A 13,810-nucleotide genomic window follows, 5' to 3' on the forward strand; every position below is an offset into this window, starting at 1 on the left:
AAAAGGTGAACTATGAATACATTTGAATACGCCAAGCCGGAAACATTAAAAGATGTTTTTAATTTTTTAAACGATCCCGGAACAATGGTCAAAGGAAGCGGCATCGACCTTCTGGATATGATGAAGGAAGGTTTGATTGAACCCAAAAGGCTTGTTCATCTTCGTTCGTTGAAAGATTTGCATTTTGTAAATGAAAATTCGGGTAGTATTTCCATCGGCCCTAATGTAACGTTGGATGAGTTATCGTCGCATGAGAAACTGAAGGGCAAGTATCAAGCTCTGGCGCAAGCGGCGGAAAGTGCTGCAACACCGCAGATCCGTAATGCGGCTACGCTTGGAGGCAATTTATGTCAACGTCCCCGCTGCTGGTATTTTCGAAGCCACGACTTTGATTGCAAACGTAAAGGCGGCAAAGCTTGTTTTGCGCTCGATGGTGAAAATCAATATCACGCCATTTTCGGTAACAATGGCGGCTGCGTCATTGTTCATCCCTCCGCTACGGCGACCGCATTGATGGCGCTGGGAGCTAAATTAAAAATCACATCGCCCAAAGGTGAAAAAGAAATTTTCATCGACGATTTTTTTATTATGCCGGTCAAAGATATTTTTCATGAAAACGTTCTTGAAGCGAATGAAATTATCACCGCCGTCGTTATTCCGCCGACACCCGGAGGTTATGCCAGTTATTATTATAAACAAAAAGAAAAACAGGCATTCGATTGGCCTGTCGCCGAAGTGGCTGTGGGTATGCAGATGAATGGTAAAACCTGCGTTGATTCACGGATTGTTCTCGGCGCCGCCGCACCGATACCGTGGCGTGCACCGAAAGCGGAGGATGTTTTAAAAAACCAAACCGTTACCCGCGAGCTTGCACGTAAAGCGGCTGAAGCGGCAATGATCGGCGCCGCACCTTTGTCTGATAATGCTTACAAAATTCCGATTTTTAAAGCAGTCATTACGAGAACAATCTGCCTTGCTGCGGGCATCAATCCGTTTGAATGAGGGGTGACTTATGGCCTATAAATCGCAATGCCGCCATCTTCGTACGAAGATGAGTTATATTCCCGATCCTGATCAGGCGGAATCCTGGCGCAACGACGATTCAACCACGGCACAATATTGGTGTTTGTGTACGATGGGAGTTGCAGGACCCGACGGTCAACTTGTCGCGCCGGAAATGTGCCAGTCCGTACGTTCGTGCTTCGTAACGGTAGAACTGCCGGTATAGTTGTACGACTTTTTTGAGAATTGCTACGTTTGTATTGAGATATTGTCAAAAGAAATTCTAAAATCGTAGTTCAATATTCGCTATCCAATCTTTATCGGCGGTCTTTTACAGGAATGACGAGCTTGAGTCCTGACCATATTTCGTCAACCGCACAAACCTTGACATCGACCAAACCATTACGCAACGCAATATCACGGACGGTATTTTCATTGACGTCCGTAGGAATTTTGGAACTGCCTTTCGGCCAGGAAATCCATATCATGCCGTTTTGAGCGATGGCATTTTTGAGGTCAGGCATTTCGATTTCGAGCTCGTCTTGCGATTGTGTAAAAAATTGAATGAAATCCAGACCGGATTTTATTTTTTTAAAGATCCGGACGTTCGCCGGCAAATCGCCTAAAGTGCTTGTATAGTTTTTCGGAGGATTGATCAAAGCAATCATAGAACCTTCTTTAATGCCGAGTTTTTTGATCAAAGGGGTTCCGGAATAACCTGCCGATTTTAAATTCTTCATACAATGAGTATAAGAATAAGAAAGCCATTTTCAAATAAATCATTTTATGATTATTTCTACTTTTTCTTATACTTTTTACTATCAAAAATAATTTCAAAATTTCTGTTTATTAAAAGGCTATAATCTCCAATGTGAGCTATGGCAAACCCTTGATCATCAAACGGCAACATGCGTTCAATTTTTTTAGACAAAGGAGTTTTTTGAGTGATTTCTCCTTTCATATTCATCATGCACCATTCGCCTTTTATTTTGGTTATTATTTCATTGTTATTCGGCACCAGCATTATCTGACTGCTGGGTTTGATTACCCAATCCCCTTTCTTATTAATGATTCCCCATTTTCCTTTTTTGGCTGGGGCATAATTTCCGTTAAATTGCTCAGCTTCATCGAACGAGCCATCAATTACTGTATTTCCGTGCTGATCAATATATTTCCAGGAAGAACCTTCAGAGGCCGGTGCCAAGCCATTACCAAAGCCCCATACAAAATCCCATTTAGCTTCAAGGGCTGTAGATCCATCGGTTTTTAAAAAACCCCATTTTTTGTTTTTTTTGAAAGCCAAAAAGCCTTCACTAAATGCTAGGGCCAATTGTTCTATACCGGCAAGTGTAAATCGAACCTTGGCGTCGTCGTCCAGAAAAACGTATTGGCCCGATTTATCTTGTGCCCAGACTAATCCTTCTGATAAAATTCCAATTTCCTTGTAAATAGGTTGTTGTATCCATTGGCCATTTTCGCCAATTCGTCCCCATAGCTTTTTGTTTTTTGCAAAAGCCCAGTTCTTGGTGAATTGCCGAACATCATCGAATTGGGCTTTAATTTTCCAATTGCCACTACAATCGATATATCCCCACAGCAGGTCACTAGCGTCTTCAAATTCAGGTTTTAATATTCCCGCTGGAATTAATTCAGTATCAGTGCCAAAAATAGATTCGAATTCAGGCTGAATAACAATTTCTCCGAGAGAATTGACTGCTCCTTTGCGCGGACTTCCTTCATCAACAAAATTCAATACGTAAAGTTTGTTAGTATCCATTGAAATGATCCTTTTAGAATTTTTGTCCAAACAACTTGAAAGATTTAATTAAATCTTAATTAAATCAGCCGTTGTTTTCATCTACATGAAAGTGTGGGTTCTTTGTTGATAGGAAAAGTCAGGGCTACGGGTAGAGTATTTATCTAAATAAAATTTAGTATAGACAAGGCTGATGGCATTGGAAGATTATTTCTGAAATTATAGTCTATTTTTTATAAGCGCTATTGATTGGGAGTGCGTTCAAACTACTAAAGCCTCAGCCTCAATTTCCACGACCATGTCGGGATTAATCAGTTTACTAATTTCGACCATGCTGGTTGCTGGACGGATGTCTTTAAAAAATTCTCCGTGTGCTTTTCCTATTTTTTCCCAGTCGGCGATATTCGTAACGTACATACGGGTACGAACGACGTCTTTTAAAGATGCACCGGCTTTTTTCAAGGCGGCTTCGATGTTTTTGATCGTCTGTACCGTTTGTGCGTAGGGATCGCCTTTGCCGACAATACTGCCGTCAGCTGCCGTAGCCGTGGTGCCGGAAACATGAATGATATTACCAACTTTGACTGCACGTGAATAGCCGACGACAGGTTCCCAAGGCGTCCCGCTAGAGAAATTTTCCCGTTTCATCAAGCCTCCTTATTTCCAAATAGTAAGAATAACGCTAACAACTAAAATTCCAACGAGCGAATGCCCCGCATTGATCAGTGTCAATTTAAGCGGACGGCTCTCAAAAGCATCGTGCATCGCAATCGTGGAAACGACAAAGGCAATACCGGTAAAAAATCCGATCGACAATGCATCCATAATTGACGTTGCTTGCACTGCAGAAAGAATACATGCCATTCCGTACGACACAACTAAAGACGTAGCCAGCGCGATAACGTAAGGACCGGCTCCGGCGCCTTTTTTGACGTCATCTTCCGTGAAACCGGTGGCGGCCATCCACGGTTTGGCGAAAAGCAACGGCGAATACCATAATCCACCGATCAGAAAATTAATAACGGCCGCAACAACGGCTGTAACGTGATTAATGTGTATTTCAGTCATAAAAAAATCCTCCTCATAAAATGATTTAATTTGCTTCAGTTTCGAATTAAATTTATACTTTTTAAGTGCGTTTATACCGACCCATCACTTGAGCTTCCGCGAGGATATGACTTTGCATCGCATTGAGTAAATCGGCTTTGGTCATGCCGGGTTCGTGATCCAGCATCCTATCCAGAGCGTAAAGTTTGAAATAATAACGATGCGTACCTCCCGGTGGACACGGACCGTCATAGCCTACAGTATGGGAATCGTTGATGCCTTGTCTCGCGCCGCCGGCGATAATTTCCTGCGTTGGAATATGCTCGGGCAAAGCATGAATATTTGCCGGGAGATTGAACAGTACCCAATGAACCCACGTTCCTCGGGGCGCATCGGGATCATCGCAAATAAGAGCAAAACTTTCGGTTGTAGGCGGAGCACCTTCCCAGATTAATGGCGGTGAAAAATTGGATCCATCACAGGTATATTTTGGCGGAATCAAATCACCTTCCGAAAAGGCAGTGCTTGCGATAACCATGATATCTTCTCCTAAAATTGATATGGAATTATAAGGAGAAAACGAGAAAGGGTGAGCCCAATATAATAGACGAAAAGATATTTCGCAAAAGACTTTTGGAACAATTAAATTGTTTGAGCGTTGTTGAGTTATGACTTTATTCAATTCTCATCTATGATTTTGCGGTTAGAAAATATCGCCAAGAGAATGGCGGTTTTATTCGGTGTGTGGACGTTTGTCGGATTGTTTTTTGCCAGTCAGAATTATTTGATGTATTCATACCGGCAACCGATTCATTGGAGCGATTCGCTGATGTACGCATTGCCGGAATGGTATACCTGGGGATTGCTGTCACCGGTAATTCTGGCGCTTGGCCGTCGCTTTCCAATTCAATCCGGTCTGCTTCGCCGGCTTCCTATCCATCTACTTGCTTGTGCTGGTTTGGCCGTATTACACCTGACAGTGTATTCATTAGTTAATATCCTGTTACGTTCCGAATATTCGACGGCCGCTTATATCAAGGCCATTCAATCGACGTTGATTTTTAAATTTCATTGGAATGTTCTTGCCTATTGGGTAATACTCGGCGTTCAACAAGGCGTGAATTTTTACAAAAGTTACCGTGAAAGCGAACTTCGCTCGGCGCAATTGCAATCGCAGTTGGTGCAGGCACAGTTGCAAGCCTTGAAAACGCAACTCAACCCTCATTTTCTATTCAATACTTTGCATGCGATCACAGCGCTGATTCATACGAAACCCGATGAAGCGGAAAGAATGATTGCACAATTAAGCGATCTGTTGCGGCTGTCGTTGGATTATGTGGGTGTACAGGAAGTGGCGTTATTTCAGGAAATGGAATTTTTGAACAAGTATCTTGAAATCGAAAAAACGAGGCTCGGTGATCGGCTGCAAATTGTTACGGCTATTCAAACGGATACGTTGCAAGCGCGTGTGCCCAATCTGCTGCTTCAGCCCATTGTGGAAAATGCGATCCGCCACGGTATTGCGCCATTTACGAGAGCAGGCATATTGGAAATTAGTTCGTTCCTGGAAAATGATCGGTTGAATCTCGTCATCAGGGACAACGGTGGCGGCCTCAACGGGAAAAAACCGACGGAGGGCATTGGTCTTTCGAATACACGGTCAAGATTGAAGCAATTATACGGTACTCAGCAAACTTTTGAGTTAAAGTCTAATGAATCGGGCGGGGTTACGGTGACTATTACAATTCCATTTAATTCTATCTAAAATTATGAAAATCCGAACTCTCATTGTCGACGACGAACCGCTTGCGCGCGAGCGATTGCGGCAATTGCTGTCCAAGGAAGTGGATATGGAAATAATCGGCGAGTGTGCCGATGGCGACAGTGCCATACGTGCGATCCGGAAGATGACACCTGATCTGGTTTTTCTGGACGTCCAAATGCCGGGGCGCGATGGTTTTGCAGTTTTGGAAGCATTGGACAAATTGCCTGCGGTGGTTTTTGTTACGGCTTACGATCATCACGCGTTGAAAGCATTTGAATTCCACGCGCTTGATTATTTACTCAAACCATTTGACAGGAAACGATTTTTAAAAACGCTCGACCATGTCAGGCCAATGCTTAAACAACCTGAAACCCTTCGCCGGCAATTACTACAAATGCTTCAACAGCGGGATAAAGAATTTTCTGATAGAATAGTCATAAAAGCGTCAGGAAAAATTTATTTCTTAAAGACGGGCGACATCGAATGGATCGAAGCCTCAGGTAATTACGTGATCGTGCATTCCGGGGGAGAACAGCATCTGGTGCGGGAAACAATGAATGCGATGGAAAAAAAATTGAATCCCGAGAAGATCATACGTATTCACCGGTCGCACATGGTCAATCTTGAAAAGATCAAAGAATTGAACAGTATGTTTAACGGGGAGTACACCGTAATTTTAAAAAGCGGAACCCGGCTGACGCTCAGCAAGACGTATAAAGATACTTTACCCGAAAACCTGCGGGAATATCTGTAAAATAGCGCACCGCTTTCACATCAATGAAAGCGGTGCGTTTCTCAAGGCGCTATTTGTCGGCGTAAACCGTAATACTCAAAATAGACGACTCGGAGTTTTTGTAGTCGATTAATTCCTTGTCGGAAAGAAATTGCGATAAAATTTCATCCGGAATGATGATTTTCTTCTCTTTGACCACGCTGACATTTTTGAATCCCTGCTCGTGAACGATTCCAAGATATTCACCCATTTGTAAAGCTCCTGCGACGCAACCGGCATACATTTCTGCCGCGTTTTGAAGACGTTTGGGTAATTGGCCTTTCAATACGATATCGGAAACCGTGAAATGCGCGCCGGGTTTTAGAACGCGGTGAATTTCAGAGAAAGCTTTGCGTTTGTCAGGAACAAGATTGAGTACACAGTTACTGATGACAACGTCGATGGTTCCTGATTCGACCGGTAATTTTTCAATGTCGCCATGGCGGAATTCAACGTTGGAATAGCCTAATTTTTTGACGTTGATATTTGCGCGATCGATCATCGCGTCCGTCATATCCACACCGATAACGCGTCCGTTTTCGCCAACCAATGATCGCGCAACGAAAGCGTCATTACCTGCTCCGGATCCCAGATCCAACACCGTATTATTTTTGCTGATTTTTGCAAATTGCGTCGGAATACCGCAGCCCAAACCCAGGTCAGCATCCGGATTATATCCTTCAACGGCGGCATATTCATCGCTCATGATCGTGAAATCGGTTCCACAGCTACCGGTACCGCCGCAACAAGAGGATTGATTATATGTTTTGGATTGGAGAGCAATTTGTCCGTATTTTTCCTTGACCATTTTTTTGATCGATTCCGACGATGAATCAGAAACTGTTGCTGTTTTTTCATCCGAGCAGCAATCGGAGTCGCAGCATCCGGAAGTTTTATTTTTAGTAGAAGGTTCCATTTTATTTTTCCTTTTTAATAGTAATGAGTTTAGTTGGCGGACAGCAGCTGTCAAAAACTTTAAATAATTTGTCGATTAATCCCGAAAGTTGAGCAATCGTATCCGGGTTGATGCAATAACTTGATTTCGGCCCTTCGATCTCACCCCGAACAAGCCCGACGCGTTTGAGTTCTTTTAAATGCTGCGAAACAGTTGACTGTGCTAATGGCAAATCGGAAACCAATTCACCGCAAATGCATACATTGTCTTCGGCCAATTTTTTCAGAATCGCAATTCGTGCGGGATGTGACAAGGCTTTGGCTAATTCAGCTAACTTAATTTCGTCTTTTTCAAATTCATGGGCTTTACTGATCGCCATAAACGGTTCCTTTATCGTTTATCGTAAATATACGATAATATATCGTACAAGTTTCATTCTGTCAAGCAATTTTGTTTTTTTTAATTCTGCAAATGCCTGAATACCGTTGAAAAACAAAGTCTTAAATCGTAAGGAAAAAGAAAAAGCCATCTGAAAAACAGATGGCTTTTAACATGGAATATTAAAATCGCTCTATGAATGAACTTCGGTTTTTTGTTCTTCTTTTTCCGGAAAAGTCGTTTTCCAGATATAATCCCAAATAGGTGAACTGACGCCATAACCTTTGGTGGAGTCTTGGAAGTGATGTTTGATATGATGATTTTTGATCGCCAACCAAAATGGTGACCGCATCTGAAAATGATGAATCGCGTAGTGTGTCATGTCGTAAAATAAATATCCGGTCATAAATCCTGTCCACATTGGAACAGCGCGGTTATCGACTACTGCAACAAATAGCCAATAAAACAAAGCCGACAATGGTATGCTTATAGCCGGAGGCATTACCAGACGACGGCTATCCATCGGGTAATCGTGGTGTACTCCATGAAACATGAAATGCATACGCTCCATAAAAGCACCATGCGGTGTGAAATGAAAAACAAAACGATGGAGAGCGTATTCCGCAAACGTCCAAAACACCAGGCCGAAAACGAACCATTCGGCGATTTGCAGAATCGTAAATTGAAGCGTAACGGAGAGATATATCATATAAATAATTACCGGAACGAATACAATCAACGGAGTTGCAGGATGAACTCGGGAGAAGAATTCCAGAAAATCGCTCTCAAACATACGAATCGTTTCATCTTTATTTGAAACGAATTTTTTCGCCATATCGAAACCTTTCAAAACACAAACTTAACAATAAAATGCTATTTTCCCGCAATTATACGTAAATCAGCCATTCACAGCAAGAAAAATTTCATCCAAATCAAGCTAACAATTTTTCGGTCAGAAAGCCTAATGTTTTATCGAGAGCGATACGTTCTTGAGTCATTGTATCTCGATGACGGATTGTGACCGTCTGATTCTGTAAAGTTTCACTGTCGATGGTGATGCAATAGGGCGTTCCAATCTCATCCTGTCTGCGATACCGTTTACCGACCGTTGCGCTTTCATCATAAAAAACTCTGAATCGTTTTTTAAGTTCGTCATGTAATTTCGTCGCAATCTCCGGCATGCCGTCTTTACGCACGAGTGGAAGAACCGCAGCTTTGACCGGCGCCAGCTGAGGATGAAATTTCATTACCGTACGAACTTCGGTTTTTCCTTCGCCGGTTGGAGCTTCTTCCTCGGCATAGGCATTACACAAAAACGCCATTAGACCACGTGACGCACCGGCCGAAGTTTCTATTACGTATGGGATATACTTTTCTTTAGTGGTATCGTCAAAATATTCGAGATTTTTGCCGCTGAATTCCTGGTGCCGGCGCAAATCGTAATCCGTACGATTATGAATGCCTTCGATCTCCCCCCAACCGAAAGGAAATAAAAATTCAATATCAAACGCTGCCGACGCATAATGAGCGAGTTTTTCATGTTCATGAAAATTCAGTTTATCCGGCGACATGCCCAGATCGATGTACCATTGTTTTCTGGTTTCTTTCCAATGACTGAACCATTCCATATCGGTTCCGGGTTTAACAAAAAACTGCATTTCCATTTGTTCGAATTCCCGTGTGCGGAATAAGAAGTTCTTCGTATTGATTTCATTGCGAAATGCTTTGCCGATTTGTGCGATCCCGAACGGAACTTTCTGGCGGGTTGAATCTTTGACATTGTAGAAATTGACGTAAATACCTTGTGCCGTTTCAGGACGCAAATAGACGACAGCGCTGGAGTCTTCCAGAGGTCCGATGTAGGTTTTAAACATTAAGTTGAATTGGCGCGCCTCGGTAAATTTTCCCTCTGCCGCACATTTGCCGGCTTTGCGGCCCTGGTAAGCTTTATTGCCACACATGGATTCTTCGATCTGATCGGCGCGGAATCGCGCTTTGCATTCTTTGCAGTCAATCATCGGATCGGTAAAATTTTCCACATGCCCGCTGGCTTCCCATACGCGCGGATGCATCAGAATTGCGGCATCCAGTCCTTCAACATCATCACGGTATGTCATCGATTTCCACCAGGCTTCTTTCAAATTTTTAAGCAATTCGACGCCGAGCGGACCATAGTCCCAGCATCCGTTGAGACCGCCGTAAATTTCACTGGACTGAAAAATAAATCCACGCCGTTTGCACAAGGAAACAATTTTATCCATCAATTCCGTACCGGAAGGTTGCTGAGCCATAATTCTCCATAATTTTAATTCAACAATGACGAAATGATATTGATATTTAGCTATAAAATCAATCCTATTTCATCTTTGCAACTCGATGGAAATTGTAATACATTCGCGTGGTTATTGCTCTAAATGTATTCAAAAAAGTATGAAATCATTGAAGATCATTTTCATGGGAACGGCTGATTTTGCCGTTCCATGTTTGCAAAAATTGTATGAAAGTCATCATCAAGTTCTGGCCGTTGTTACAGCTCCGGATTTACCGCGCGGACGCGGACAAAAGGTATCGTTTACTCCGATTAAAGAATTTGCAGTAGCCCATCATCTTCCGGTCATTCAGCCTGGCGCAGAAAAAGGCGCTTTACGCGATCCGGCATTTATCGCTGAACTTAAAAAATATAACTCCGATCTATTTGTTGTCGTTGCGTTTCGCATTTTACCTCCTGAAGTGTTTCAACTTCCTCCTCACGGCAGCATTAATCTCCATGCCTCGCTGTTACCTAAATTTCGAGGTGCGGCGCCAGTCAACTGGGCCATTATTCGTGGCGAAAAAGAAACCGGCGTGACAACTTTTTTCATTCAGCAAAAAGTTGATACCGGTAACCTGATTCTGCAACGTTCGCTGGCAATCGGAGAACTGGAAACTGCGGGCGAGTTGCATGACCGTCTTGCCGCACTCGGCGCTGAAACTTTATTGGAGACGGTGAGTCTTGTGGCGGAAGACCGCGTGGAACTTATAACTCAAGACGAAAGTCTGGCAACTTCGGCTCCTAAAATATTCAAAGATGATTGCCGAATTGACTGGAGCCAACCGGCACGTACTATTCAAAATTTTATACGGGGTTTATCGCCTTATCCATGCGCTTTCACTGTTTTTAACGGTGAGTCGTACAAAATTTTTCAGACTGAATTGCAGGAAGTTACTCCCGAGAAGTGTACTCCCGGAACGATTACTGAAGTTCATTCCAATAAAGGTATTGCCGTCATGTGTGGCGACCAAAAAGTTTTGTGGTTAAAAGAAATTCAGCCGCCGTCGAAGAAGAGAATGACCGTCACAGATTTTTTGCGCGGGCATACAATCGAAAAATTTCAAATATTTAAATGAGAGGTTATGAAAAGCAAAAACATTTCCGATCAGGCTGTGCATGCCGGTGAAAAACTGGATCCGGCTACGCATTCGCTAACATTGCCGATATATCAAACGTCGGTATTTGGCTTCGAATCAGTCGATGCGATGGTTGCTGCGTTTGAAGGAAAAACGAATGAATATATTTATTCCCGTATTGCCAATCCGACTGTCGCCGCCGTTGAGAAAAAATTAGCTGCCCTGGAAGGTAGTGACAACGCTGTCTTGTTTTCGAGCGGATTGGCCGCATCGTTTGCGCTATTTTCATCCATGCTTCAATCCGGCGATCACATGATCGCATCCAGCGATTTGTACGGCGGTACCATGACGCAGCTGAAAGAATTTGTTTCGAAAATGGGAATTCAAATTACATTTGTAAATTTAATGGACTCGCCGGAATTGAATCTTAAACAATCAATAAAGCCTCATACACGTTTAATTTTTTTTGAAACGCCGACGAACCCAACATTAAGAGTTGTTGATATTGAATCCGTCGTTAAATTTGCCCAACAGCATAATCTACAAACGATGATGGATAATACGTTTGCGTCGCCGGTTAATCAGCAGCCATTGAAAATGGGAGTTGATATAGTTTACCACAGCGCAACCAAATTCCTGGGCGGACATGATGATGTGACTGCCGGCGTGGCCATGGTACCTGCACGCCTTTGGAAAACCGTCCAAAGGCATCGAACGTATATGGGCGCCACATTGGATCCGAATACGGCATGGCTTTTGGGGCGAGGAGTCAAGACTCTCGACGTCCGCATGCAACGACACAATCAGAATGCGTTATCTTTAGCTAAATTTTTGTCACAACATCCGAAAGTAAAACGCGTTTTTTATCCCGGATTGGAGTCATCGCCGTTTCATACTGTTGCTAAAAAACAAATGAGCGGATTTGGCGGAATGCTCTCATTTGAAATTGATGCTGATCGGGCGACGCTTAACCGGTTTTTAAAAAATTTAAAAATGGTAAAAATGGTTCCTTCATTAGGCGGAGTCGAGACGACTATTTTATTGCCGGCGTTCTCATCACATTTTTTTATGACGGCTGACGAGCGAAAGGCTATTGATGTTTCGGATGGTCTGGTGAGAGTTAACACAGGGATTGAAGACAGCGAAACGATAAAAGAAGATTTCGATCAGGCTTTAAATGGGTTGGCAACGAATTAAAAAATTATCTGACAATTTATTCAAATGGCGAAGGATTTACCGTCCGTCTTTGAGAACCGGCTGTATCGGACCTTCGACATTGCCTTCGATAAATTGACGCACGACATTATCGTTAGTGTTTTTTAATTCATCGGGCGTGCCGTTGAACCGAACGACGCCATAGTGTAGCATCGCAACGCGGTCGGAAATTTTGTAAACGCTTTTCATATCGTGCGTGACGACAATGGAAGTAATGTTCAAGTCATTATTCAGCCTTTGTATCAAGTCGTCAATAATGGCCGACATGATTGGATCCAATCCCGTAGTGGGCTCGTCATATAAAACATATTGCGGATCCATCGCCAATGCACGCGCAAGGCTGACGCGTTTTTTCATACCGCCGGATAATTCAGACGGGCGATATTTTTCGATACCCGGTAATCCAACCATTTCTAATAATTTCGAAACTTTATTGGAAATTTCTGCATCGGACAGCTTGGTATGTTCGCGCAAGCCAAGTCCGATATTTTCTTCCACGCTCATCGAGTCAAAGAGCGCGCCATTTTGGAAAACCAATCCCATCTTTTTTCGTACATCAAAAAGTTCCTGAGTGGTCATGTCGCTCAACGCCTCACCTTCGATCAGGACTTTCCCTTCATCAGGATGCAGCAAACCGACGATATGTTTGAGCAGCACACTTTTACCGCATCCGCTTCGACCGACGATGGTTGTGATTTTTCCGGTCTCGATTTCAAGATTCACGCCGGAGAGGATGCGCTTGTCCTGAAAGTATTTGTATAAATTAACAATCTGAATCATAACAATATCACCGATGCAACAATGTAATCATTAACAAGAATGGCGGCTGACGATAAAACGAATGCCCGAATGGTAGCCATACCGACGCCTTCTGCTCCGCCTTCCGTCGCAAAGCCGACATAACATCCGATTAAAGCCGTCGAACCGCCGAACATCAATGCTTTAAGCAGGCCGGACATCACATCCCGAAGCACCATGAATTTCTCAACACTGGCGAAAAAAGCCTGAGGCGATACATCCATCGTCGTGTAGCCGATAAACAACGAACCGCTCATGGCGATGAGATCGGCAAAAATAATCAGAATCGGCATCATAACGATCCCGGCAATAATTCGTGGCGTGGCAAGATAACGGATCGGATCAATGGCCATAGTTTCGAGAGCGTCAATTTGTTCAGTAACCTTCATCGTACCAATTTCAGCGGCAATCGAAGCGCCGAAACGACCGGCTAGTACAAGCCCGGTAAGCACTGGGGCTAGTTCGATTACGATAGCCCGGCTGGTGGATGAACCCAAAAACATACTGGGCGATCCGAAATCTTCCAATTGATAACCGGCCTGGACGGCGGCTACCATCCCTGCAAACGACGCCGTTACGAGCACCAGCGGAATTGAATTCACGCCGACAATGCTCATCTGTTCGATAATGAGATGACGATCCCTCATGACATAGCGAAGATTTTTTACCGAATGAAACAACAGCATGGTTGATTCACCAAGTCCGGCAAAAAATTGGAGTACCTTGCGGCCGAATTTATCAAGGAGCAGAAACTCGGAAAGCGCAATAACAATTTGTTTAAACAGAGCCATGAAT

The 13,810-nt window shown here is 43.4% G+C and carries 17 protein-coding genes; 6 read left to right on the plus strand and 11 right to left on the minus strand.

Annotated elements, in window-relative coordinates; translation table 11 throughout:
• Positions 1 to 12: 12 nt before the first annotated feature.
• A complete protein-coding gene (locus K1X84_06310; protein MBX7151236.1) occupies positions 13 to 1,002 on the plus strand; it encodes an FAD binding domain-containing protein in 990 nt (329 codons plus the stop codon).
• 10 nt (positions 1,003 to 1,012) lie between these two features.
• Positions 1,013 to 1,228, plus strand: coding sequence for a hypothetical protein (locus tag K1X84_06315; protein ID MBX7151237.1), 216 nt, complete (start codon positions 1,013 to 1,015; stop codon positions 1,226 to 1,228).
• Positions 1,229 to 1,319: 91 nt separating this feature from the next.
• On the opposite strand, the gene K1X84_06320 is transcribed toward K1X84_06315, so the two are convergent.
• From K1X84_06320 to K1X84_06340, 5 genes are all read right to left on the minus strand, one after another.
• Positions 1,320 to 1,742 carry a DUF3052 family protein gene (locus K1X84_06320; GenBank protein MBX7151238.1) on the minus strand — a complete coding sequence of 141 codons (423 nt, stop codon included), beginning with the start codon at positions 1,740 to 1,742 and terminating at the stop codon, positions 1,320 to 1,322.
• Between the two features lie 56 nt (positions 1,743 to 1,798).
• Complete coding sequence (locus K1X84_06325; GenBank protein MBX7151239.1) at positions 1,799 to 2,779, minus strand: WG repeat-containing protein; 981 nt, start codon at positions 2,777 to 2,779, stop codon at positions 1,799 to 1,801.
• Positions 2,780 to 3,019: 240 nt separating this feature from the next.
• Positions 3,020 to 3,406, minus strand: coding sequence for a RidA family protein (locus K1X84_06330; GenBank protein ID MBX7151240.1), 387 nt, complete (start codon positions 3,404 to 3,406; stop codon positions 3,020 to 3,022).
• A 9-nt stretch (positions 3,407 to 3,415) separates the two neighbouring features.
• Positions 3,416 to 3,826 carry a DUF1761 domain-containing protein gene (locus K1X84_06335; GenBank protein MBX7151241.1) on the minus strand — a complete coding sequence of 137 codons (411 nt, stop codon included), beginning with the start codon at positions 3,824 to 3,826 and terminating at the stop codon, positions 3,416 to 3,418.
• Between the two features lie 61 nt (positions 3,827 to 3,887).
• Entirely contained in the window at positions 3,888 to 4,343 is a 456-nt protein-coding gene (locus K1X84_06340; GenBank protein MBX7151242.1) for a YbhB/YbcL family Raf kinase inhibitor-like protein, read from the minus strand.
• 186 nt (positions 4,344 to 4,529) lie between these two features.
• Between K1X84_06340 and K1X84_06345 the strand changes: the two genes are divergently transcribed.
• The gene (locus tag K1X84_06345) at positions 4,530 to 5,570 is read left to right on the plus strand and encodes a histidine kinase (protein ID MBX7151243.1); all 1,041 of its coding nucleotides are present in this window, start codon (positions 4,530 to 4,532) and stop codon (positions 5,568 to 5,570) included.
• A gap of 4 nt (positions 5,571 to 5,574) precedes the next feature.
• Positions 5,575 to 6,324 carry a LytTR family DNA-binding domain-containing protein gene (locus K1X84_06350; GenBank protein ID MBX7151244.1) on the plus strand — a complete coding sequence of 250 codons (750 nt, stop codon included), beginning with the start codon at positions 5,575 to 5,577 and terminating at the stop codon, positions 6,322 to 6,324.
• Between the two features lie 49 nt (positions 6,325 to 6,373).
• Here K1X84_06350 and K1X84_06355 read toward each other — a convergent pair whose 3' ends face one another.
• From K1X84_06355 to K1X84_06370, 4 genes are all read right to left on the minus strand, one after another.
• On the minus strand, positions 6,374 to 7,258 hold the full coding sequence (locus tag K1X84_06355) for an arsenite methyltransferase (GenBank protein ID MBX7151245.1): 885 nt from the start codon (positions 7,256 to 7,258) through the stop codon (positions 6,374 to 6,376).
• A gap of 1 nt (position 7,259) precedes the next feature.
• The gene (locus tag K1X84_06360; protein MBX7151246.1) at positions 7,260 to 7,616 is read right to left on the minus strand and encodes a metalloregulator ArsR/SmtB family transcription factor; all 357 of its coding nucleotides are present in this window, start codon (positions 7,614 to 7,616) and stop codon (positions 7,260 to 7,262) included.
• Between the two features lie 192 nt (positions 7,617 to 7,808).
• Positions 7,809 to 8,450, minus strand: a complete 642-nt coding sequence (locus K1X84_06365; protein MBX7151247.1) for a sterol desaturase family protein — start codon at positions 8,448 to 8,450, stop codon at positions 7,809 to 7,811.
• Between the two features lie 97 nt (positions 8,451 to 8,547).
• Entirely contained in the window at positions 8,548 to 9,906 is a 1,359-nt protein-coding gene (locus K1X84_06370; GenBank protein MBX7151248.1) for a glycine--tRNA ligase, read from the minus strand.
• A gap of 148 nt (positions 9,907 to 10,054) precedes the next feature.
• Between K1X84_06370 and fmt the strand changes: the two genes are divergently transcribed.
• Both fmt and K1X84_06380 read left to right on the plus strand, forming a co-directional pair.
• Positions 10,055 to 11,002 carry a methionyl-tRNA formyltransferase gene (gene fmt, locus K1X84_06375; protein MBX7151249.1) on the plus strand — a complete coding sequence of 316 codons (948 nt, stop codon included), beginning with the start codon at positions 10,055 to 10,057 and terminating at the stop codon, positions 11,000 to 11,002.
• 6 nt (positions 11,003 to 11,008) lie between these two features.
• Complete coding sequence (locus K1X84_06380) at positions 11,009 to 12,199, plus strand: PLP-dependent aspartate aminotransferase family protein (GenBank protein ID MBX7151250.1); 1,191 nt, start codon at positions 11,009 to 11,011, stop codon at positions 12,197 to 12,199.
• A gap of 36 nt (positions 12,200 to 12,235) precedes the next feature.
• Here K1X84_06380 and K1X84_06385 read toward each other — a convergent pair whose 3' ends face one another.
• Together K1X84_06385 and K1X84_06390 are read right to left on the minus strand one after the other, a co-directional pair.
• Complete coding sequence (locus K1X84_06385; GenBank protein MBX7151251.1) at positions 12,236 to 12,997, minus strand: ABC transporter ATP-binding protein; 762 nt, start codon at positions 12,995 to 12,997, stop codon at positions 12,236 to 12,238.
• The gene (locus K1X84_06390) at positions 12,994 to 13,806 is read right to left on the minus strand and encodes an ABC transporter permease (protein ID MBX7151252.1); all 813 of its coding nucleotides are present in this window, start codon (positions 13,804 to 13,806) and stop codon (positions 12,994 to 12,996) included. Before K1X84_06390 ends, K1X84_06385 begins: the two co-directional genes overlap by 4 nt.
• Positions 13,807 to 13,810 lie beyond the last annotated feature (4 nt).

The sequence above is a fragment of the bacterium genome (assembly GCA_019695335.1).
GTDB lineage: Bacteria > CLD3 > CLD3 > SB21 > SB21 > JABWBZ01.

Excerpts from the sequence above, each read along its gene's own strand:
- K1X84_06370 (MBX7151248.1), bottom strand. The coding sequence starts at position 9,906 with ATGGCTCAGCAACCTTCCGGTACGGAATTGATGGATAAAATTGTTTCC.
- K1X84_06350 (MBX7151244.1), top strand. The coding sequence starts at position 5,575 with ATGAAAATCCGAACTCTCATTGTCGACGACGAACCGCTTGCGCGCGAG.
- K1X84_06380 (MBX7151250.1), top strand. The coding sequence starts at position 11,009 with ATGAAAAGCAAAAACATTTCCGATCAGGCTGTGCATGCCGGTGAAAAA.
- K1X84_06310 (MBX7151236.1), top strand. The coding sequence starts at position 13 with ATGAATACATTTGAATACGCCAAGCCGGAAACATTAAAAGATGTTTTT.
- K1X84_06325 (MBX7151239.1), bottom strand. The coding sequence starts at position 2,779 with ATGGATACTAACAAACTTTACGTATTGAATTTTGTTGATGAAGGAAGT.
- K1X84_06365 (MBX7151247.1), bottom strand. The coding sequence starts at position 8,450 with ATGGCGAAAAAATTCGTTTCAAATAAAGATGAAACGATTCGTATGTTT.
- K1X84_06320 (MBX7151238.1), bottom strand. The coding sequence starts at position 1,742 with ATGAAGAATTTAAAATCGGCAGGTTATTCCGGAACCCCTTTGATCAAA.
- K1X84_06330 (MBX7151240.1), bottom strand. The coding sequence starts at position 3,406 with ATGAAACGGGAAAATTTCTCTAGCGGGACGCCTTGGGAACCTGTCGTC.
- K1X84_06315 (MBX7151237.1), top strand. The coding sequence starts at position 1,013 with ATGGCCTATAAATCGCAATGCCGCCATCTTCGTACGAAGATGAGTTAT.
- K1X84_06390 (MBX7151252.1), bottom strand. The coding sequence starts at position 13,806 with ATGGCTCTGTTTAAACAAATTGTTATTGCGCTTTCCGAGTTTCTGCTC.
- K1X84_06345 (MBX7151243.1), top strand. The coding sequence starts at position 4,530 with ATGGCGGTTTTATTCGGTGTGTGGACGTTTGTCGGATTGTTTTTTGCC.
- K1X84_06355 (MBX7151245.1), bottom strand. The coding sequence starts at position 7,258 with ATGGAACCTTCTACTAAAAATAAAACTTCCGGATGCTGCGACTCCGAT.
- K1X84_06385 (MBX7151251.1), bottom strand. The coding sequence starts at position 12,997 with ATGATTCAGATTGTTAATTTATACAAATACTTTCAGGACAAGCGCATC.
- K1X84_06335 (MBX7151241.1), bottom strand. The coding sequence starts at position 3,826 with ATGACTGAAATACACATTAATCACGTTACAGCCGTTGTTGCGGCCGTT.
- K1X84_06340 (MBX7151242.1), bottom strand. The coding sequence starts at position 4,343 with ATGGTTATCGCAAGCACTGCCTTTTCGGAAGGTGATTTGATTCCGCCA.
- K1X84_06360 (MBX7151246.1), bottom strand. The coding sequence starts at position 7,616 with ATGGCGATCAGTAAAGCCCATGAATTTGAAAAAGACGAAATTAAGTTA.